Consider the following 20,472-nt stretch of genomic DNA (forward strand, 5'->3'; position numbering starts at 1 on the left):
GCGCGGCTATGATGCACGCGGGCGGTCGGGTTCCACATGATGGCTTCCAAGGTTGGTGTCGCAACCCCTCGGAATCATATCGAAACCCGATCGTCCACCATTACGAGACCGTTCTGACACAGCCTCTAAAAGGATGAGTGTCATGAGTGATTGCAATACCTATGATGTGGATTGCATCGAGATAGACCCAAGCAGCCAGTCAAACTTGGCTATTGGATTTTGGGATTGCGACTTTGAAGGTTGTAACTTTTACCACATGACCTTGCTTTTCATGGGTAGATCCAACGACACGTTAAATTGGATAACTCCTGATTTTCGCCAAGGAAATTTGCTAGAGGCTCAAGAGCATGAACAGCAGAGTTAACGATCGCTTCGACCGCCTGCTAGACGCGATGGCCCACGGCCACGCGCCTGTTAGCGGGAAAAAGAAACCATCAGGCGATCCAGCATCAGATGCGGAACGTCGCGCATATTGTGACGAAACTCAAACTCAGCGAGATACTTCGGGAGATGCTTCGCGCTGACATGAATGTGGGTGCCGTTAATCCCGCGCTTTAGCTGCGCCCAGAAGCCTTCAATGCCGTTCACGGTGGTTCCGGTGGCGCTGACATATTGATCGGCGCTGTGGTTCACGGTCTTGTGCCCGTAGCCCTTGAACTCGCCCAGATCGCGATAGCTGATCAGTTCGTCCGTGTGGATTTCGGTATGCGGCTTTACGTTGGCGAAAACATGCGGCTCCAGCGTAGATTTCTTACGGTTCGGAACGACGCGGGTGATCACGTCGCCGTTGCGCTCACGCATACCGATCACAATGGCCTTGTTGTCGCGGTAGTTGCCCGCGCCTTTACCTTCCTGCTTACCGCCGATGTAGGTTTCATCAACTTCCACGATCTTACCGAAGCCCGCCCACCGGATCGTCGCCGTCAACCTGCCCCATATATTCGCGGATCATGTGGCACATGCGCCAAGCGGTCTTGTAGGTCACGCCTAGCTGACGCTCGACTTCCTTGGCGGCAACGCCGTTTCGCGAGGCGCAGAACTGGAACATGACGAAGAACCAATCGCGCAGGCTCGTGCGAGTGCGGTCAAAGGGGGTGCCAGCGGTCGGGTAAATCTGAGCGCCGCAATATTCGCAAGCGTAGGAGCGGCGGCCCTTCACGCGGTAGAAATGGGCCGACTTGCCGCACTTCTCGCAATTATGGCGATCCCCGTAGCGAACGCGCATCAGGTGATCGAGGCAACTATCTTCGGTCGGGAAGCGATCTTGGAACTGGCGCAGCGTGGGGGCTTTGTTGCTCATGCCCATCATATGCCATATTCGGCTACTTGTTTAAAGGGGATAATCACCAAGCGCCTAACGGTTTGCCGCATTTGCGGGAACGTGGCGGCGGGCGGGCCGTTTAAACGGCTGCCTTTCCCGAAGAAGGCGAATAGGAGAGTAAGATGGCCAACCAGAACAAGCAGGGCGGTGATCAACGCCGCGATCAGCAGGGCGGCGACCGGTCCAGCCAGGGCGGACGCCAGCAGCAGCAGGAGAACCGCCAGGGCCAGATGGGCGACGAACGCCGCCAGGACAAGGCGCCGGGCAAGCAGCAGCGCTGAACAGCCTGGCTGCCATTCAGTATATGATCTGAATGCCGCAACTAGTCATCAGGACTGCACTGGAAGGGGTCGCTCGTCGGCCCCTTTCCTTATGCGAAGAGGATGAGCTTAGGCGAGGGGGAGGACCGTGACGGCCTCGCCCGCCAAGGCTGCGGGTGAGCCGGCGGGGCGCAGGATGAGGCAGTCGGCCATCGCCAGGGCGGCCGTGGCGGCGCTGTCCTGCGAGGTCACGGAAACGATGCCCGCTTCGGTGCGGAAGGCGCGCAGATAATCGTCGCGTTCTCCGGTGGCGGGAAGGGGCGCGGCAAGCGTTGCCAGCGTGGTGCGGGGCAGGGGCGATGCGGAGCCCATCAGATGGCGGACCAGGGGGAGCAGGAACAACGTCGCAGTGACGAAGGCCGATACGGGATTGCCGGGCAGGCCGAGGAAGATGGCGGAGCCCAGCGTGCCAGCCATGAGCGGCTTGCCCGGCCGCATGCGGATCTTCCAGAAATCGAGCGAGCCCCCAGCGCGGGCGAAGGCGGGGCGGACGATGTCATGATCCCCCACCGACGCGCCGCCGGTCGAAACGATGATGTCGGCGTCCCCTGCGCGGGTGAAGGCCTGGGTCACGCTGCCGAGATCGTCGGACACGATCCCCAGATCGATAATATCGCAAGGCAGGCCGCCGAGCAGCGCGGCCAGCATGGGGGCGTTGGAGGAAGGGAGTTGGCCTGGCAGCGCAGGCGCGCCGGGCGGGACCAGTTCATTGCCGGTGGAGAGCAGGGCGATGCGCGCACGCCGGGCGACGGGCAAGCTTCCATGGCCGCCCAGCACGGCAAGGGCGATCTGTGCAGGGCCGAGAGCGGTGCCCGTCTTCAGCAGAAGGCCGCCTTTGCCGAAATCGGATGCAGCGGGGCGAACATTGCGGCCATGGGCCAGAGCGTCGCCCAATCCCTGCAGGATCGTTTCTTCCCGGACCGCATCCTCCTGGATCAGAACGCTGTCCGCGCCTTGCGGCAGGGGCGCGCCGGTAAAGATGCGGCAGGCTTCGCCGGGACCGAGCGGTGGAGGAAGCGGGCCGCCAGCCGCGCTTTCGGCCGTGACTCTCCATGGCCCCGGCCATTCGTCCGCGCGGATCGCATAGCCATCCATGGCGGAAAGATCGGCCCAGGGCTGATCGCGCAGCGCGGCGATATCCTCGGTCAGCCAACGTCCGGCGCAGGCGGGAATGGCCGCCTGCTCGGTCGGCAGGGGCGCCGCGAGCGCCATCAGGCGGCTTTGCGCCTCCGCGACCGGGAGCAGGCTCATGCCGCGCGCCCGTCCCCGGCAGTCCAGTCGCCGGACTTGCCGCCGGTTTTGGCGAGCAGGCGGACGTCGCTGATGACCATGGCTTTATCGAGCGCCTTTGCCATGTCGTAGACGGTCAGCAATGCGACCGACGCGGCGGTGAGCGCTTCCATCTCGACACCCGTCTGGCCTGCGGTTCTGGCGGTGGCGGTGACGGTGACGCCGCTGTCGTCGAGGTCGAATGCGATACTGACGGAACTGAGCGGGATCGGATGACAGAGCGGGATCAGTTCGGCGGTGCGCTTGGCGGCCATGATGCCCGCGACACGGGCGACTGCCAGTACGTCGCCCTTTTTCACCAGGCCTTGGGCGATGGCGGCGGCGGCTTCCCCGCTCATGGTGATGCGGCCGGTGGCGATCGCCTCGCGGGCCGTGACTGCCTTGGCCGAGACATCGACCATATGGGCCGAGCCGTCCTTGTCCAGATGGGTGAGCTTGCTCATTGCCCCGTCAGCAGGTTGCGGGTCGCGGTTTCGACATCGGCCTGCCTCATAAGGGTTTCCCCGACTAGGAAGCAGCGCACCCCATGGTCCGACATGGCGATCAGGTCGTCATGGCTGCCGATCCCGCTTTCCGCGACGAAGGTGCAGCCTTCCGGAGCCTGGCCGACCAGTTCATAGGTGCGGGCGAAATCGACGGTGAAGTCGCGCAGGTCGCGATTGTTGACGCCGATCAGGCGCGATCGGAGCTTCATCGCCCGTTCCAGTTCCTGCGCGTCATGCACTTCGATGAGAGCGTCCATGCCGAGGCCGAGGGCAGCGTCCTCGATTTCCGCCATCTGACCGTCGTCCAGCGCGGCGGCGATGATGAGGATGGCGTCGGCGCCCAGCGAGCGGCTTTCCAGCACCTGCCAGGGGTCGACCATGAAATCCTTGCGAAGCACCGGCAGGGCGCAGGCGGAGCGGGCGGCCATCAGATAATCGTCATGGCCCTGGAAATAAGGCTCGTCGGTCAATACCGACAGGCAGGCCGCGCCGCCCGCCGCATAGGCCTGGGCATGGGCGGGGGGGTCGAAATCGGGACGGATCAGGCCTTTGGACGGGCTGGCCTTCTTGATCTCCGCGATCAGGCCGAAGCCGGAGCGGGCGGCATCGTCCAGCGCCTTGCGGAAACCGCGCGGGGGCGTCTGTTCGGCGGCGCGGGCGTGGAGCGTGGAGACGGTGATCGCGGCCTTGCGCCGGGCGACTTCATCCCGCTTCACATCGCAGATTTCGATCAGCTTGTTGGTCATTGATAGGCAATCCAGCAATTGAGGAGCGCGTTGGCAAGCCCGCGATCGATGGTTTCGGCGGCTTCCTCCACACCTTCGCGAAAATCGGATACGGCATCCGCGACGACAAGGGCTGCGGCGGCGTTCAACAGCACGGCATCCCGATACGGCCCCGTTTCGCCTTGCAGCAGGGCGCGGAGCGCGGCGGCATTATAGGCGGGGTCGCCGCCCCTGATCGCTTCCACCGGATGGGTGGAGAGGCCGAGTTCGGCGGACGTCAGGCGGCGCATCGCGATCAGGCTGTTGCCTTTCACTTCCGCCAGATCATTGCCGCCTGCCAGCGACAGTTCGTCCAGCCCTTCGTCGCCGGAGACGATCATGGCATGGTCGACGCCAAGGTCCGCCAGCGCCTCCGCATAGATGGGGACATAGGCAGGGCGGGCGATGCCGATTAATTGGCGGCGCACTTGGGCTGGATTGGCGAGCGGGCCCATCAGGTTGAAGACGGTGCGTTCGCCTATCGCCTTGCGGATCGGACCGAGGCGTTTGAGCGCGGGGTGGTAGTTCTGCGCAAAGAGGAAGCAGATGCCGAGATCGGCCAGAGTCGCTTCGGCTGTCGCGGCTGCGCGGTCGAGGTCGAGGCCGAGCGCTTCCAGCGTGTCGGCAGCGCCTGCCTTGGAGGAGGCGGCGCGGTTGCCATGCTTGGCCACGGGGATGCCCGCGGCTGCGACCACCAGCGATACGGCTGTCGAGACGTTGAGCGTATGGTGCCCGTCGCCGCCGGTGCCGCAGACATCGATTGCGCCCGCAGGAGCGCTGACCGGGATCATGCGGCTGCGCATGGCGCGGGCGGCGGCGGCGATTTCCGTGGCCGTCTCTCCACGGCGGGCCATGGTGACGAGGAAGCCGGCAATCTCCTCTTCAGGGAGGTCGGCGTCGAACAGCAGGTCGAAGGCTTTGGCGGCCTGTTGCGCGTCGAGGGGGCCAGTAGGATCGGGCAGGCGGGTCATCGACGCTGCCTTAATCATGGGATGGCGCCGGAGTCGAGATGGGCAAGCCTGAAATTCACTATGCGAGCGGCATTCAGGGTGACGCAGGTGGCACTATGAAAGCGCGGCGGCGCGTTCCTGAACCGGGATGCCCGCGATCCGCATGAAGTTCGCCAGCATGTCATGGCCATGTTCGGTGGCGATGCTTTCCGGGTGGAACTGGACCGAATGGATCGGCAGGTCGCGGTGGCGGAAGCCCATGACCGATCCGTCTTCGCTGGTGGCGTTGACGATCAGGCTGTCGGGAATGTCCTCGACGATCAGCGAGTGATAGCGGGTCGCGGTGAAGGGCGAGGGGAGCCCTTCGAACAACCCGGTGCCGTCATGGCTGACGGGGGAGGTCTTGCCATGCATCAGGCCGCCGCGCACCACCTTGCCGCCGAAATGCTGCCCGATCGACTGGTGGCCAAGGCATACGCCCAGCAAAGGCGCGCCCGCGTCCGCGCAGGCGGCGACGAGATCAAGGCTGACGCCCGCCTCATTGGGGGTGCAGGGGCCGGGCGACAGCAGGAAGGCCTGTGCGCCGGTGGAGAGCGCCTGACCGGCGGAAATGGCGTCGTTGCGGACGACCTCCACCTGCGCGCCCAGTTCCATGAGGTAATGGACCAGGTTCCAGGTGAAGCTGTCGTAATTGTCGATGACGAGGATCATGGGGAAGCTTTAGCGCGGGATTGGGAGTTGGGGAAGTGGGGGTGGGGCGTGGGATTTGCCCGTTCGCCTATTTGGCTTGAGGCAAAAAAGAAAGGGAGCCGGCGCGCAGTCCATGCGCCGGCTCCCCCGCTTGCGTTGATGCCTGGCGACCCAAGGCTCTCAACGACTGCACCGCTTAGACGGCGCAGCAATGCATTTTCCGTTCGGCTGTCTTAGCCGTGCAGCTTCAGCGCCGTTTCCGCGATGCGGCGGCCCTGATAGCGCGCGCCTTCCAATTCTTCCTCGCCCGGTTGGCGGCTGCCGTCGCTGTCCGCCAGCGTGGTCGCGCCATAGGGCGATCCACCACGGACCTTGTCGACGCCCATCTGCCCGGCAAAGCCATAGTCGAGGCCGACGATCACCATGCCGAAATGCAGCAGGTTGGTGATGATCGAGAATAAGGTGGTTTCCTGTCCGCCATGCTGGCTGGCGGTTGAGGTGAAGGCTCCGCCGACCTTGCCGTTCAGCGCGCCGCGTACCCAGAGGCCGCCGGCCTGGTCCAGAAAAGCCGCCATCTGGCTCGACATGCGGCCAAAGCGGGTGCCGGTGCCGATGATGATCGCGTCATAATCCGCCAGATCCGCGACGGTCGCGACCGGCGCTTCCTGGTCCAGCTTGAAATGCGCGGCCTGCGCGACTTCCAGCGGCGCCGTTTCGGGGACGCGCTTGATATCGACTTGCGCGCCAGCGGCGGCGGCGCCTTCCGCCACGGCCTTCGCCATCGTCTCGATGTGGCCGTAGGAGGAGTAATAGAGAACCAGAACCTTAGCCATGAGTGTCTCCAATCGCGTTAACGTATTGATCGTAAAAAGGTTTCGAAAAAATTTGGCCGCCCGCGCGGGGAGGGGGGATTGCGCGGGTGGCCTTGGCCCCGGGGGGGAGGAGCCTATTCGCTGTCGACCAGGACGATTTCGGCGTCCTCGATCGCCTTGATGGTGATGGGCGCGCCGCCGATGATCGCGGCGCCATCCCGCGCCTCGAAAATCTGGCCTTCGATCTCGATCCGGCCCGTTGCGGGGACCAGATAGAGGTGACGCCCTTCGCCACTCTCATAGGTCACGCTATCGCCCGCCTTGACGGTGCCGCCCAGCAGGCGGGCGTTGGCGCGGATTCGCAGCGCTTCCTTGTCGTCGTCATGGCCGCTGGCCAGCACCACCAGCTTGCCGGACCGGTCGCCCTTGGGGAAAGGCTTGGCGCCCCAGCTCGGCTGGCCGCCCCGGCTGCGCGGAATGACCCAGATCTGGAAGAGCGTCGTCGTCTCGTCCTCCAGATTATATTCGGCATGGCGGATGCCGGTCCCCGCGCTCATCACCTGGACGTCGCCCGCTTCGGTACGGCCCTTGTTGCCCAGGCTGTCCTGATGGGTGATCGCGCCCTTGCGGACATAGGTGATGATTTCCATGTCCGCATGGGGATGCGGCGGAAAGCCGGACCGCGGGCCGATTTCATCGTCGTTCCATACCCGGATCGCGCCCCAGTGCATGCGGGCGGGATCATGATAGTCCGCGAAGGAAAAATGATGCCGCGCATTCAGCCAGCCATGGTCGGCATGGCCGAGCGAGGCGAAGGGGCGGCGCTCGATGCGGCTCCCGACTGTCGTGCTCATATGCTTGCCTTTCTAATATCTTGCCGTCCGCTTCCCAAACGGGCGCTTCCGGCTTGCTTTCCGATAATCTAGCGATCAGGATCGTTTCTTGAATAAGCAGCATTGAAACGGATTGTTTCCTTATGCGTCTTCCCGATTTCGAGGCCTGGGCGATGTTCGCCGCCGTGGTCGAGCATCGCAGCTTCACCGACGCCGCCAAGGCGCTGAGCGTTTCCAAGGCTACCGTGTCCAAGGCCGTGTCCCGGCTGGAGCAGCATCTCGACACCAGCCTGTTCAGCCGCACCAGCCGCCGCCTTGCCCTGACCGAAAGCGGCAAGCGGCTGGCGGATCATGCCGCGCGCATCCTCTCCGAAGGACAGGCGGCGGAGGAGGCGGCGCGGGATGAAACGGCGGAACTTTCCGGCACGGTTCGTCTGGGCGCGCCGATGACCTTCGGCCTGCTCCGCGTTGCGCCGCTGATCGCGGAATTCACCAAGCAGAATCCGCAGGTGGACATTGATCTGCACCTGTCCGATGCGCAAATCGACCTGGTGGAAATGGGGCTGGACGCCACCATCCGGATTGCCGACATGCCCGACAGTTCGCTCCGCGCCCGGCGGCTAGCGGATGTCAAAGTGCATGCCGTCGCTTCGCCAGCCTATCTGGCGGAGCGGGGGCGCCCGACTCACCCGTCGGACCTCGGCGGCCATGACTGCCTGTGCTATTCCAATACGCCGACGCCCGATGTCTGGCGCTTTTCTGGCCCCGGCCAGCAGAATGTCGTGGTGCAGGTCCGCGCCCGCATCACGGTTAACAGCGGAGAGGCGATGCTGCCCGCCTTGCGCGCTGGCGTTGGCATTGCCCGGCTGCCCGACTTCATCGTCGGCGAAGCGATGGCGTCAGGCGAACTGGAAGAGATTCTGGTGGATTGGCGGCCGCCGCTCTTGGGCATTCATCTGGTCACGCCGCCGTCGCGACTGCGGCCCGCGCGGGTCGACGCCGTGCTCGACTTCCTGACCCGCCATCATGGCTGTTGAAGGCTCGTTTCGAAGACGAATCTATATTGACTCTATCTGAATCATTTCGACCTCAAAACATTGCAAACTGATTCAAAATCGCGCGACTCGTGGATTTCTGCCGGTTAGCGAAAAATTAACCTTTGTCCTTCAGAAGTTTTTTGGTTAATGAATTGGAGCGGCTGCCGTTCTCTGGGGGTGAACGGGACTGCTACGCAAAGGGGCTTCACATGCGCGTGCTGCTAATCGAAGACGAACCGACGACCGCCAAGGCGATTGAGCTGATGCTCACGACCGAGGGGTTCAACGTCTACACGACCGACCTTGGCGAAGAGGGTCTCGACCTCGGCAAGCTCTATGACTACGACATCATCTGCCTGGACCTGAACCTGCCGGACATGCACGGCTATGACGTGCTCAAGAAGCTCCGCGCGGCCAAGGTGCAGACGCCGGTGCTGATCCTGTCCGGCGTGGCGGAGATGGACAGCAAGGTCCGTTCCTTCGGTTTCGGCGCCGACGATTATGTGACCAAGCCGTTCCACCGCGAGGAACTGATCGCCCGCATCCATGCCGTGGTGCGCCGGTCGAAGGGCCATTCGCAGTCCGTCATCCGCACTGGCAAGCTGGCGGTGAATCTGGACGCCAAGACCGTGGAAGTGGACGGCAACCGCGTTCACCTGACCGGCAAGGAATATGCGATGCTGGAGCTGCTCTCGCTCCGCAAGGGCACGACGCTGACCAAGGAAATGTTCCTGAACCACCTCTATGGCGGCATGGACGAACCTGAACTCAAGATCATCGATGTCTTCATCTGCAAGCTGCGCAAGAAGCTGGCGCTGGCCTGCAATGGCGAAAATTATATCGAGACCGTCTGGGGCCGCGGCTATGTGCTGCGCGATCCGGACGAGGCGGAAGAGTTCGCCACCAAGGTCGCCTGACGCATCCCACATTCGTCCCGGAAACAGAAAAGGCCGCCGATCCGCAAAGGATCGGCGGCCTTTTCTATTTACCGCCTCAAAATGGGGTCAATCCCATTTGAAGCGGGTGTCCAGGCCCGGCAATCGGGTTCTGAAACCCGGCCTTTTCGTGTCGACCGAGGGTCGGAAGTTTGCGGGAACCCGATAGGATGTCTCAACCGGCTTGTCGGCCGGGGCGGGGCTTTTTACGCTTGCGGGATTGATCGAAGCGTTGAGATGTACGCCGAAGGCCTGACCCTTGCGCCAGACGATCCTGCCCTCCGCAGGCGCGCAATCGGGCAGTTCGATGATCACGCTGTCGTCCAGGGCCAGTTCCAACTCGCATCGTCCGCCGATGCCCAGTTCCGAAACGTCGCGGACCAATATGTCGATTTCGCCGTGACGCGGATGGCGCATGCGCGCCTTCAGCAGCCGGCGCTGCCGGTCATGCAGGCGCTTTGACAGAAATTCCGGATCGGAATCGGGCATGAACTCCCGCAACTCTTCCTTCTTGGCGTCCTGACGACCCCGATTGCGACCTCATTCCGTTCGGGCCGTCGCCCGGCGGAATGCCTATAACTTTGGTTTAACCCTTTTGCAGGGCAATGGAAAGTTGGATGATGACAACCCAATTGACAGGCCGTTTCGGCCCGATCTGACAGGAAAAGGCCGGCCATCCCGATGGGAGGACCGGCCTTTGGATCGAGCGGTGGGGCGGAAGGGGGGTGGCTGAAAGCCGGCTGTGGGGCCGCCCCGTCGGGATGTTATTGGTCCGCTTGATCCGACGTGGAAGAACCGTGCGATCCTGAAGCTTGGCCCGACGCCTGGCCACTGCCCGAAAGCTGCCCAGCGGCATCGATCGAGGCTGCTCCATTGGCGGTGTTCGCGATGCCGCTTGCAGTCCCGGCCGTGCTGCCGGCTGCGTTGGCGGCCCGATCATGGGTCGCGCTGACCGTGGAGTCCGCACGGGCGCGGGTGTTGGCGACGGCGCTGGCGGTGCGTTCCCTCGCTGCGCCCGCCGTGCTGCCGGCCTGATCGCGCACGCCGCCCACGGCGTTGCTGACGTCGCTGGTGCCCAGCGTATCGGCGGTCAGACTGCCGCCGGCCGATCCGCTCGCGGAGCCGGACGCGCTGCCGCTATGGCTCTTGCCATGACGGCTGACCGATCCCGTGGCGGAACCGCTGCCGCTGCCATGACCCGAACCGCTGGCGCCCACGCGGCCATTTTCCAGGTCGATGCTGCGGTCGAGGCCGATGCCGCCCGAACCGCCAAGCGTGCCGCCCAGCGATCCGCCGACACCACCCAGCGCACCGCCAAGGCCGCCGCCGAGCGCGCCGCCACCCCCGCCGCCCAGCAATTGGGCCGAGGCGGGCGCCGCCGTCAGGGCGGCAAGAGCGGCGGTAGCGAGTAGGAATTTGACTTTCATCGATCGTCTCCTTGTTCGTTGTCGATCCGATGAAAGGACAACGGAAGGGCGATTCAATTTAATCCCAATCCGCCGAAAGAATTTTGCAAAACATTGAAATTCAATCAATATTTCTGCATTCGCTGCAAATGACCGCTGGCCCTGCGCCGCTCTTCGCTTCCGAGCGCAGGGCGCGAACGCTGCCGGTGGCGAACAGCCGCCCTGCCACCAGCGGCGCCGCGAAGGAGGTGCCCCGCACCCTGCCTTTGCCGCCATCGGGACGCGCCGCATTCATGTCCGCTCCCGGCGCGGCGAAATCGACATGGCGCGCTCGCCCGGCTTCGGGCAGGACGCGCCCGCGCCCGTCAATGCCGGTGACGGCGATCACGTCGGGATAGGAGGCGGGATAGGCGGGAGGGGCCGCCGGTCCGTCATTGCCGACCGCCGCGACCACGGTCACGCCCTTGTCCCGCGCCAGACGGATCGCGCCCGCCAGCAGCGGATTATCCGGCCCCACCAGACTGACCGTCACCACGCTGGCCCCACGCGCCGCCATCCATCCGAGCGCCCGCGCTATCGCAAAGGCGCCGCCGCCAGCCGGATCGTCGCCATAGACATCGGCCACCAGCAGCGGCACGCCAGGCGCTGCGCCGCGCACGCTGCCCGCCCCGCTGATGAGCGACGCCACCGCTGTCCCATGGGAGCTGGCGCGGGGAGCGCCACGGGCAAAGCCCTGTTGCTCGACCGGGCCGCTTAGCGCCGGGTGGCGCGCTACGCCTCCATCGATCAGTCCCGCTGCCTTGCCCCGCACCGGACCAGCTTCCGCAAGCGCGGGAGCCGTCATTCCGATCGAGGGACCGCTGGGGAAATAGAGATTGTCGGCGCTGGCCTGCGCTTCGGGGGCGATCGACCGCACCTGTTTCAATGCGCGGGACAGGCTGCGGCCCTGCGGCACGATCAGGCGGGCAATGCTGAGGTCGAGCCCCTCAATCGCCGCATTTTCGACCCCATAGCCCGCTGTGCGCAGCGCCTCGATGCTTTTCACTCCCGCGCCGGTCAGCAATATGACGCCCCGCCGTGCCGGTTCGCGCCGGTCGTCCAGTTCCACCGAGTCCGCATGTCGCCGCAGCAGATCATCGATCCGCGCCGCTCGCACCGCCACCAGCCGGTCTGCCAGACGAGCAGGCGACAGCCGGTCCAGGCCGGACTGGTCCAGCGTTCCTTCCACCCGGTTCAGCACATTGGGCACGATGCCGCCCACCTGCCCCAGCGCGTTGCCGGAGGAAGAGAGCAATTGAGCCTGTGCGCCGGGCGCGGTCAGCAGTAGACCGGCGACGATCCATGGTCGTGCGAATTTCATCTCGACCTCTCTACCACCGGCGCGTCCCGTCCTTTCGCTCTCAAAATGATTCATCGCGAAAAAATTTCCGATACAAGATCCATCTTCAGGGATGAAACGGCGGGCGACGCTCGTTTCATCCCTGACGGACAGAAATGGAGACCGGATGTCGTTCGAAAGCGATCTGTTGGCGATCCTGCCCCGGCTGCGGCGCTTTGCCGCCAGCCTGTCGCGGGACCGCGCCGATGCGGACGATCTCTGTCAGGCGGCGCTGGAAAAGGCGCTCAAGGCACGCGATCAATGGCAGCCGGGGACGAGACTGGATAGCTGGATGTATCGGATCATGCGCAATCTCTGGATCGATGAGGGCCGCTCGCGCCAGCGCGCCGCCCGGACTTTCGCGCCGGAAGAAGCGGGAGAGCATGTCGGCCATGCGGGTGACCGCGATATGGAGGCGCATGTCATGCTGTCCGATGTGGATCGCGCCATGCATGCCTTGCCCGACGAGCAGCGGGAGGCGATCGCGCTCGTGCTGGTCGAGGGGCTGTCCTACAAGGAAGCGGCTGATGTGCTGGGCGTTCCCATGGGGACGCTGACGTCGCGGCTGGTGCGTGGGCGCGGGGCGCTGATCGAACTGCTGGGGGAAGCGGCATGACCGACATCGATGAAGCCATGTTGATCGCCTGGGTCGATGGCGAACTGGACGAAGTCACGCGGCGGCGCGTCGATCGCGCCGTGGCGGAGGATCCGGCCCTGGCCGAGCGGCTGGAGATGCACCGTCGCTTGCGGGAGCGGCTGTCGGGCCATTATGCCCCGGTGGAGGCGGAGCCGGTGCCTGCCGGACTGCGAGCGCTGCTGGAGGGGAATGAGAAGGTCGTCCCGCTCGTTCGTCCTACGGCCCCGCGCTGGCGTCATTGGGGAACAGGCGGCGCCATTGCCGCGAGCCTCCTGCTGGGTCTGGGAATTGGGCATTTGTCGGGCGGGCCCGAAGGGCCGGTCGCGGTCGAGAAGGGCGCCATGGTCGCCAGGGGCGAACTGGCGTCAGCGCTCGAAACCCAACTCGCTTCCGCGCAGGAGGACGCGCCGATCCACATCGGTCTCAGCTTCCGGCGCAAGGGGGGCGGCTGGTGCCGCAGCTTCGAAGGGCAGGCAGTTTCGGGCGTCGCCTGTCGCGAGGGGGAAGGCTGGCAAGTGCAACAACTTGTGCCGGGTGCTGGGCAGCAGACGGCCTATCGTCAGGCATCCTCGGGCGATGCGCGTATCATGGCGACGGTCGATGCGTTGATCGATGGCGCCCCGCTCGACGCCGCGCAGGAGAAGGCGGCAAAGGACAAGAAATGGCGTTAGAATAGCGGCTGCTTTTGGGTGGATTTCGGCCCTTACCATAGTCGTCATTCCCGCGAAGGCGGGAATCCATCTCTTGAACTAACCGCTTGATGCCACGTTGGGAGATGGATTCCCACCTTCGCGGGAATGACGGAAGCAGATAGTCCCCTATTGGCCATTTTCAGACCCTCCTTCCCATCATCCGATCCTGAACGTGGAGGACTGGCTAAGGATCATGCGTTGCCCAATGGCTACGGAATCCAAAAAAAACATCCTATTCCGCCGACGGGGCAGGATTGCACCTGTCCTATTCCGCGCCAACGGGTCTATCCGGCATCCCTCTTTGAAACGTCCGACATATCGCGTGACCACGCATACGCGCGCGCAGGCACGCGCGCGCGTACACCGTGAACTTCGGCGTGAAATGGTCGGTTGTCGTTATTTCTCCGCCGCAGGCCATGCGAAGGGGAAGCTGCTCTCTCCCGTTTGCGTACCCTCCGGATCGAAGCGGCGTTCGGTGATGGTTCCATGGCCTTGCGCGTCGATAGCGATGATCGTGCTGCAGAGGGTGCCATAAGCCGGATTGCGGATGAAGATGGGGGAGATCAGGGCTTCGGCGGGAACGTCGGAGGGGCTGTCGGGAGCGATACCCGCGTGGGGCAGGCTTTCCAGGCGGAGGGCATCGAACAGCGTCAGGGGATCAACGGCCTCAGCCATCAACCAGTCGAGCAGGGCCGATTTAAGCGCCAGCGTCTTGGGCCAGGGCGCGTCGAGCGTGCCGTTGGAGAGGCCGTAGAGGCCGGGGGTGAGTTCAGTCCGCAAGGGGGCGGGGCGATTGGTAAGGAAATGGGCCCGATTCCGGTCGAGCAGGATGAGGTTGAAGGGATTGAAATCCTCCAGCGCAACAGCTTCGCGGCCTGCCAGAAGATCCGTCACCAGCGCGCCGCGAGAGGCGCGATCGGGGCGGGGGTCGCCATAGCCGCGCAAATTGGTGACGATAGCGGCGCGGCCTTGCTCCGACACGCCCAGCCAGGTTCCACCCGAAAGCAGGTCGCGGCCCGCGATCAGATGGTTCGGCGGCTCCCAGCGGGCGAGCGGTGCGGCGGGACGGGCGTGCAGTTCGTCGCGATTGCCGATCAGGATCAGCCGCCAGCGCGGATGTGCTTTCCACGCCATTGCCATGATGCACATGCCTTCATCCTCCTGATCTGCGACGGCTTGATAAACCGTCCGCGCCTCTCCATATAGGCCCGTGCCGGGTTCGCCCGGCTATGGTGATAAATCGTGTCGTGCAATAGGCGCAGCGGACCCGGGGGCGGTACCCGGCGGCTCCACCACATATCCCGGCTTTGCGCGGGGTGTTTGACGGGGCCGAACTAGGATCGACGTGTGTTGAAAAGCGATATTTTCACCCGGCCTGAGTACGCCGTAAAAAGGTTCAAAACACGTAAGTGCCAACGATAACGAGGCTCTTGCTCTTGCTGCGTAATTGATGGCCTCACGGCCGGACATTACTCAAAAAGAACGCGGTTGAACCCACCGGGCAACAGAAGGGAATTCAGCGGCCTCCGGAGGGGCCGGGCAACAGAACCCTCCGGACCTTCAGACATTGTTCGGATTTCGCGGCGCGGGCGCTCAATGGGCCTCATGCGCCCTTTTTGCGATTCGAATCGAGCATCGGATAACCTGTTCATTCGATTACATTTTTATGACACTATTGCGTAAAATTTGTAAGTCATTGTTTTAAAATAAGTAAAAATCCTTTTTTAGCCTTTGTTCGTATCTTGTCCCCATGTCATCAAAGTGAAATACTCATCGCTATTATAGAAAGTTTTTTTGGGAGAATCGGGATGAAGATGGTGGCTGCGACTTTCGGTCTGGCGCTGCTTGCGTTTTCGCCGGCCGTGGCTTTCGCGGCACCTGACGAGGTGGTCGTCGTTGGGGTGCCTGATGGCCACTTGGCCGCGGGCGCTCTGGTATCGGGCGATTATGCCCATGCTGCGCAGCGGTTGGCAGTCGTGCGTCCCGACGCAGCCAACGATCCCGCGCGGCTTATCAATCTGGGTAACGCCTATGCCGGCATGGGCAAGATGAAGGCAGCGCGCGCGGCCTATAAGGCGGCCCGTTTCGCGCCGGATTCACTGCTGGTCACGGCCGATGGCAATGAGTCCTCCTCGCGGGATATCGCGCGGCGGGCGATGGGCCGTCTGGAAGCGCAATACGCCATGCGCTGAAACTGCATGGCGAAGCCCTGGGTGCAGGGAGAGGGGGCGTCATCCCAGCATAGGGGTGGCGCCCCTGCTTTATGTTACGCGCCATGCTCTGTCGCAAAAATGAAATAACTGTCTTTAAACTGTCATTTTAAAGACGCCATTTCGTCACTAAATCAAAATCATGCTGTCATGCGCGCGTCCTAGCTGCCCCCTCTGAGGGCGACAGGGGGCGTTGTCCGATTCGAGTTCCCCTTGCGCTCCGCATCCCATCACAAGCCGGCCTGGGCCGGAGCGGAGACGACATGGCCAAGATTAACCGTTTTCAAACGATCCTGATGGCGGGCTGCGCCTGCGCGGCGCTGAGCGCTTGCGGCGCCGACGACATCGCTTCGCCCGGTGAGGGCACGATCGTCCTGCCGACGCCCACCCCCACGCCGACTCCGACCCCCACGCCGACGCCTACACCGACGGCGGTGACGCCGGCTTCGGGTTGCCCGACGATCGCCGGTTCCGACCAGTTGCAGGATCTGGGCACCATCACCGATGGCAGCAACACCTGGCGGAACTGCGGCTTCCCGGCCCGCTTCAACAGCACGACGGCGATCGCCAAGACCACGGGCGTTATCTACTCGCTGCCCGGCCGCGTCGATGTCGGTACTGACCAGGGCGCCGCGAGCACCGGCACCAACGTCACCCTGTCGATCGATCCGGGCGTCGTGGTCTTCGCCAGCACCGGCAACGCCTATCTGGCGGTCAATCGCGGCAACAAGATCAACGCCGTCGGCACCGCCGCCAGCCCGATCGTCTTCACCAGCCGCGAAAACGTGACCGGCGCCGCGACCGACCAGTCGTCGGGCCAGTGGGGCGGCATCGTGCTGCTCGGCCGCGCGAAGATCACCGATTGCGACGCACCGGCCGCCGCGCCGGGCACCACCGCCTGTACACGTGACACCGAAGGCACCAGCAACGCCATTTTCGGCGGCGCGGACGATGCCGACAACTCCGGCCGCCTGAGCTATATCCAGATCCGCTATTCCGGCTTCGTGCTGGCGAACGGCAAGGAATTGCAGGGTCTGACCCCCTCGGGCGTCGGCACCGGCACGCAGATCGACCATATCCAGGTCCACAACAGCTCCGACGACGGTATCGAGGTCTTCGGCGGTTCGACCCATATGAAATATCTGGTTCTGACCGGCAACGAGGACGACAATCTCGACACCGACGTGGGCTTCCGCGGTACGGCTCAGTTCATCATCTCGATCCAGCGCGCCAACGCCAATATCGGTGACACCTTCACCGAGACGGACTCCAACCCGATTGCCGGCGCGGCCAGCAATGCGAGCGAGGACGCGTTGCCCCGCCAATATCTGAAGGTGGCCAACTTCACCCATATCCAGCGGTCGAACACCGGCGACGATGGCGCGGCCATGATGCTGCGCGGCGGCGCCGACCTCGCCATGGTGAACGGCATCATCGTCAGCCCCGACCAGAGCTGCCTGCGCATCAACAGCGCGTCGACCGTGCGGGATGCCGATCCGGCGCTGCAGGACGCCGGCAAGCCGCGCTACCTGTCGGTGGTGATGCAGTGCAACGCCACGCCGTTCAAGGGCACCGGCGGCGCGGACGTGGCGCTGGTCCAGTCGATCTTCACGACCGATCCGAACAGCAGCTTCAGCTACACGCCGTCGCTGACCAGCCTGTTCATCAACGGCGCGACCGAAACCGCCCGCACCGCGATCGACCCCAAGACGATCGACAGCAACTTCACCACCACCAACTATATTGGCGCGGTGAAGGACAGCAACGACACCTGGTATGCCGGCTGGACCTGCAACTCGGTGACGGCGAGCTTCGGCAGCACCAGCAAGAACTGCACGGCCATTCCGACCACCTGATCGGTTCCTGACCTCAACAGGGGCGGGGAAGCGTGCATCCGGCGCTTCCCCGCCTTCTTTGCACTGAATTTCCTTTGGGGGACATTTTCATGTCACAGCCGCTGAACATGGCGCGCCTGCTCCTGATTTCCACCGCGCTGGTCGCGCCTGCGGCCATGGCCCAGAACGCTGCGCCCACGCCGCCTGTCACCTCCGGCACGCCCACGCAATCCGAGGAAGAAGATGCGCAGGCCGGCCGGATCGACGTTTCCATCCCCGGTTCCGACATCATCGTCACCGGCCGCCGCACCAGCAATGTGTCGCAGGCAGCGCCGCAGGTGGTGAACGTGCTGTCCGCCGCCGACATCAAGCGCACGGGCGAGGGCGATATCGCTGGTTCGCTCCAGCGCGTGACCGGCCTTTCGGTCGTGTCGGGCGGCTATGTCTATGTGCGCGGCCTTGGCGACCGCTATTCGCTGGCGCTGCTCAACGGTTCGCCGCTGCCCAGCCCCGAACCGCTGAAGCGTGTCGTGCCGCTCGACATCTTCCCGACCAGCGTCATCGCCTCGACCCTGGTGCAGAAGAGCTATTCGGCCAACTTCCCCGGCGAATTCGGCGGCGGCGTCATCAACCTCACCACCAAGGCGATTCCGGTAGAGAGCTATCTGGAACTGAGCGTCGGCAGCTCGGCCAATACGGAGACGTCGGGTCAGCTCGGCTATACCTATTATGGCGCCAAGTCGGACTGGACCGGCTTCGACGACAGTTCCCGCGACGTGCCGCCGCTGCTGGCGGAGGCGTTCAAGAGCGGCGTGCCCTTCTCGAACATTCCGCGTGGCGACCTGCAGGCGATCTCGATGCAGTTCCTGAACGCCAAGACCTCCGTGTTGCAGCGGACCAACAGCCTGCCGTTCAATTTCTCCGGGTCGCTGAACGGCGGCACCTCCTTCGACGTTGGCAGCGACGGGCGCATGGGCTTGTTGCTGACCGCCTCCTACAGCAACAAGTGGCGGACGCGCGAAACGCTCCAGCAAGCATCGACCGACCTCAGCCAGGCGCCCGGCAAGACCGGCACGCAGGTCAACACGGACAATGAGATCACCGTAAACGCGCTGTTCGGCGTCGGGCTGGAACTGGGCGAGCAGAAGATTCGCTGGACCAATGTCTATATCCGCGACACGCTGAAGCGCGGCGCGCTTTCGCTCGGCCAGAATAATGGCGAGATCGAGGGCGCGGATTATATGAAGCAGAACACCGCCTGGTATGAACGGCAGTTGATCGACACGCAGTTGGTCGGTGAGTTCAAGCTGGGCGATGCCCTGAGCCTGGACATGCGCGGCGGCTATGCCAATTCGCAGCGCGAGGCGCCCTATGAGCGCGAGTTCGAATATGTGCGGACCAACCGCCCCCTTGCCATCGATCCGGTGGGGGATCGCTTCATCAACGCGCTCAACCGCCAGCGGGGCGACGCGTCGATCACCTTCAGCGATCTGACCGAGGATCTGTGGTCGGCGGGCGCTGACCTCAGCTACAAATTCTCGCCTGCCTTGACGCTGACGGCGGGCTATGCCTTTAGCGATACGAAGCGCAGTTCGTCCCGCTATGAACTGCATTTCGATGCGACCAACCTGCCGATCGGGGCGCAGCAGATGCGGCCCGACTATCTTCTGTCGGACGCCGCGATCCAGCTTTACGATATGACGCTGCTCGATTTCTCGGGCAATTATCCGGTCTATGACGCCGCGCTGCGCGTTCATGCCGGCTATGGCCAGGTGAAGGCGGAGCTGGTGCCGGGCGTCACCGTTGATGCGGGTGTGCGCTATGAAAAGGGCAAGCAGTCGGTCACGGGCATCGACGTCTACAATACGGGCGTGACGCCGGTGAACAAGATCGACAAGAGCTACTGGCTGCCCGCCGCGACAGTGACGTTCGAAGCGGCCAAGGGTCTTCAGTTCCGCATCAGCGGGTCGAAGACCATCGCCCGCCCGCAGTTCCGCGAACTGATCGCGCAACCCTATATCGACACGGAATCCAACCGCTTCTATCGCGGCAACCCGTTCCTGCAGGACAGCATATTGTGGAATGCCGAAGCGCGGGCCGAATGGTATATGGGGCGCGACGAGCGGCTGACGCTGGCGGGTTTCTGGAAGAAGATCGACAATCCGATCGAAACCTACACCACGATCAACGACAAATATGACGTGACCACCAGCTTCGCCAATGCGCCCGAAGCGACACTGTATGGCGCGGAGATCGAGGCGCAGAAATATCTGCCGCTGGACGGCTGGTCGGATGCCGCCTTCTTCCAGAGCCGCCGGATCGTGCTGATCGGCAACTATACCTATACCCAGTCGAAGCTGAAGGTCAGCGACGGCGACACCACCATTCCCTATAGCTACACCACCGGCGCGCTACCGGCGGCATCGGACTATTTCCAGGATGGCGTGCCGCTGACCGGGCAGTCGGATCATCTGGTGAACTTCCAGATCGGTCTGGAGGATACCGACAGGCTGTCGCAGCAGACGCTGTTGCTGACCTATGCCAGCCCACGCGTGACCAGTCGTGGGCCGAACCTTCAGCCCGACATCAAGGAAAAGCCGGGCCTGACCCTTGATTTCGTGGCGCGTCAGGCGGTGAAACTGCCGGGCGGGATCAACAGCGAGTTCAAGTTCGAGGCCCGCAACATCACCGGCCGGAAATTCCAGGAGTTTCAGGAACTGGACGGCAACAAGGTGTTCTATAACCGGTATAAGATCGGCACGACCATAGCCGCCTCACTGACGGTCGCTTTCTAGGCGTAGTTCTTACTTCGCTCCCAAGGCATCGAACGGCCGATCCGCGTCTGGCGGGTCGGCCGTTCTGATTCTGGAACGATTC

General features: G+C 63.6%; 20 protein-coding genes, 1 other RNA gene and 1 pseudogene. 10 read left to right on the forward strand and 12 right to left on the reverse strand.

Annotated features, from left to right (window positions below; all coding sequences use genetic code 11):
• The first annotated feature begins 142 nt into the window (after positions 1–142).
• Positions 143–364, forward strand: coding sequence for a hypothetical protein (locus tag HHL26_RS13590; RefSeq protein WP_169576134.1), 222 nt, complete (start codon positions 143–145; stop codon positions 362–364).
• 50 nt (positions 365–414) lie between these two features.
• On the opposite strand, the pseudogene HHL26_RS13595 reads toward HHL26_RS13590, so the two are convergent.
• Positions 415–1,300, reverse strand: a pseudogene (locus HHL26_RS13595) (IS1595 family transposase).
• Between the two features lie 143 nt (positions 1,301–1,443).
• Here HHL26_RS13595 and HHL26_RS13600 point away from each other — a divergent pair.
• Entirely contained in the window at positions 1,444–1,602 is a 159-nt protein-coding gene (locus HHL26_RS13600; protein WP_169576135.1) for a hypothetical protein, read from the forward strand.
• A 108-nt stretch (positions 1,603–1,710) separates the two neighbouring features.
• Here the strand turns inward: HHL26_RS13600 and HHL26_RS13605 are convergent, their stop codons facing one another.
• From HHL26_RS13605 to HHL26_RS13635, 7 genes are all read right to left on the reverse strand, one after another.
• Complete coding sequence (locus HHL26_RS13605) at positions 1,711–2,892, reverse strand: molybdopterin molybdotransferase MoeA (RefSeq protein ID WP_066555811.1); 1,182 nt, start codon at positions 2,890–2,892, stop codon at positions 1,711–1,713.
• Positions 2,889–3,374, reverse strand: a complete 486-nt coding sequence (moaC, locus tag HHL26_RS13610; RefSeq protein ID WP_066555813.1) for a cyclic pyranopterin monophosphate synthase MoaC — start codon at positions 3,372–3,374, stop codon at positions 2,889–2,891. Before moaC ends, HHL26_RS13605 begins: the two co-directional genes overlap by 4 nt.
• Complete coding sequence (gene trpC, locus HHL26_RS13615; RefSeq protein ID WP_066555814.1) at positions 3,371–4,162, reverse strand: indole-3-glycerol phosphate synthase TrpC; 792 nt, start codon at positions 4,160–4,162, stop codon at positions 3,371–3,373. The genes moaC and trpC overlap by 4 nt, the downstream gene beginning before the upstream one ends.
• Entirely contained in the window at positions 4,159–5,151 is a 993-nt protein-coding gene (gene trpD / locus HHL26_RS13620; RefSeq protein WP_066561528.1) for an anthranilate phosphoribosyltransferase, read from the reverse strand. The genes trpC and trpD overlap by 4 nt, the downstream gene beginning before the upstream one ends.
• 93 nt (positions 5,152–5,244) lie before the next feature.
• Positions 5,245–5,841 carry an aminodeoxychorismate/anthranilate synthase component II gene (locus tag HHL26_RS13625; RefSeq protein WP_066555816.1) on the reverse strand — a complete coding sequence of 199 codons (597 nt, stop codon included), beginning with the start codon at positions 5,839–5,841 and terminating at the stop codon, positions 5,245–5,247.
• A gap of 212 nt (positions 5,842–6,053) precedes the next feature.
• On the reverse strand, positions 6,054–6,653 hold the full coding sequence (gene wrbA / locus HHL26_RS13630) for an NAD(P)H:quinone oxidoreductase (protein ID WP_066555818.1): 600 nt from the start codon (positions 6,651–6,653) through the stop codon (positions 6,054–6,056).
• 113 nt (positions 6,654–6,766) lie between these two features.
• Complete coding sequence (locus HHL26_RS13635; RefSeq protein WP_066555819.1) at positions 6,767–7,486, reverse strand: pirin family protein; 720 nt, start codon at positions 7,484–7,486, stop codon at positions 6,767–6,769.
• A 122-nt stretch (positions 7,487–7,608) separates the two neighbouring features.
• On the opposite strand from HHL26_RS13635, the gene HHL26_RS13640 reads away from it, so the two are divergent.
• Positions 7,609–8,502: a LysR family transcriptional regulator gene (locus tag HHL26_RS13640; protein WP_066555821.1), complete on the forward strand. Its 894-nt coding sequence runs from the start codon at positions 7,609–7,611 to the stop codon at positions 8,500–8,502.
• A 209-nt stretch (positions 8,503–8,711) separates the two neighbouring features.
• A complete protein-coding gene (locus HHL26_RS13645) occupies positions 8,712–9,419 on the forward strand; it encodes a response regulator transcription factor (RefSeq protein ID WP_007688543.1) in 708 nt (235 codons plus the stop codon).
• 87 nt (positions 9,420–9,506) lie between these two features.
• On the opposite strand, the gene HHL26_RS13650 is transcribed toward HHL26_RS13645, so the two are convergent.
• The 3 genes from HHL26_RS13650 to HHL26_RS13660 all read right to left on the reverse strand — a co-directional run bounded on the left by HHL26_RS13650 (position 9,507) and on the right by HHL26_RS13660 (position 12,257).
• Positions 9,507–9,926 carry a hypothetical protein gene (locus HHL26_RS13650; protein WP_066561532.1) on the reverse strand — a complete coding sequence of 140 codons (420 nt, stop codon included), beginning with the start codon at positions 9,924–9,926 and terminating at the stop codon, positions 9,507–9,509.
• A gap of 275 nt (positions 9,927–10,201) precedes the next feature.
• Positions 10,202–10,864, reverse strand: a complete 663-nt coding sequence (locus tag HHL26_RS13655; protein WP_066555822.1) for a hypothetical protein — start codon at positions 10,862–10,864, stop codon at positions 10,202–10,204.
• A 100-nt stretch (positions 10,865–10,964) separates the two neighbouring features.
• On the reverse strand, positions 10,965–12,257 hold the full coding sequence (locus HHL26_RS13660) for a S8 family serine peptidase (protein ID WP_066555823.1): 1,293 nt from the start codon (positions 12,255–12,257) through the stop codon (positions 10,965–10,967).
• Positions 12,258–12,348: 91 nt separating this feature from the next.
• On the opposite strand from HHL26_RS13660, the gene HHL26_RS13665 reads away from it, so the two are divergent.
• On the forward strand, positions 12,349–12,837 hold the full coding sequence (locus tag HHL26_RS13665) for a sigma-70 family RNA polymerase sigma factor (protein ID WP_066555825.1): 489 nt from the start codon (positions 12,349–12,351) through the stop codon (positions 12,835–12,837).
• The gene (locus HHL26_RS13670) at positions 12,834–13,529 is read left to right on the forward strand and encodes an anti-sigma factor (protein WP_066555830.1); all 696 of its coding nucleotides are present in this window, start codon (positions 12,834–12,836) and stop codon (positions 13,527–13,529) included. The genes HHL26_RS13665 and HHL26_RS13670 overlap by 4 nt, the downstream gene beginning before the upstream one ends.
• Before the next feature lie 417 nt (positions 13,530–13,946).
• Here the strand turns inward: HHL26_RS13670 and HHL26_RS13675 are convergent, their stop codons facing one another.
• A complete protein-coding gene (locus HHL26_RS13675) occupies positions 13,947–14,699 on the reverse strand; it encodes an NRDE family protein (RefSeq protein ID WP_066561534.1) in 753 nt (250 codons plus the stop codon).
• 23 nt (positions 14,700–14,722) lie between these two features.
• Here HHL26_RS13675 and ssrA point away from each other — a divergent pair.
• The 4 genes from ssrA (at position 14,723) to HHL26_RS13695 (ending at position 20,390) form a co-directional block, all read left to right on the forward strand.
• Positions 14,723–15,069: a transfer-messenger RNA gene (gene ssrA, locus HHL26_RS13680) on the forward strand.
• Between the two features lie 289 nt (positions 15,070–15,358).
• Positions 15,359–15,742: a hypothetical protein gene (locus tag HHL26_RS13685; RefSeq protein ID WP_066555834.1), complete on the forward strand. Its 384-nt coding sequence runs from the start codon at positions 15,359–15,361 to the stop codon at positions 15,740–15,742.
• Positions 15,743–16,023: 281 nt separating this feature from the next.
• Positions 16,024–17,616: a hypothetical protein gene (locus tag HHL26_RS13690; protein ID WP_066555836.1), complete on the forward strand. Its 1,593-nt coding sequence runs from the start codon at positions 16,024–16,026 to the stop codon at positions 17,614–17,616.
• 89 nt (positions 17,617–17,705) lie between these two features.
• On the forward strand, positions 17,706–20,390 hold the full coding sequence (locus tag HHL26_RS13695) for a TonB-dependent receptor (protein ID WP_066555839.1): 2,685 nt from the start codon (positions 17,706–17,708) through the stop codon (positions 20,388–20,390).
• Positions 20,391–20,472: the final 82 nt, after the last annotated feature.

Origin of the sequence: Sphingobium sp. TB-6 (genome assembly GCF_012927365.1) — a bacterium.
Classification (GTDB): Bacteria; Pseudomonadota; Alphaproteobacteria; order Sphingomonadales; family Sphingomonadaceae; genus Sphingobium.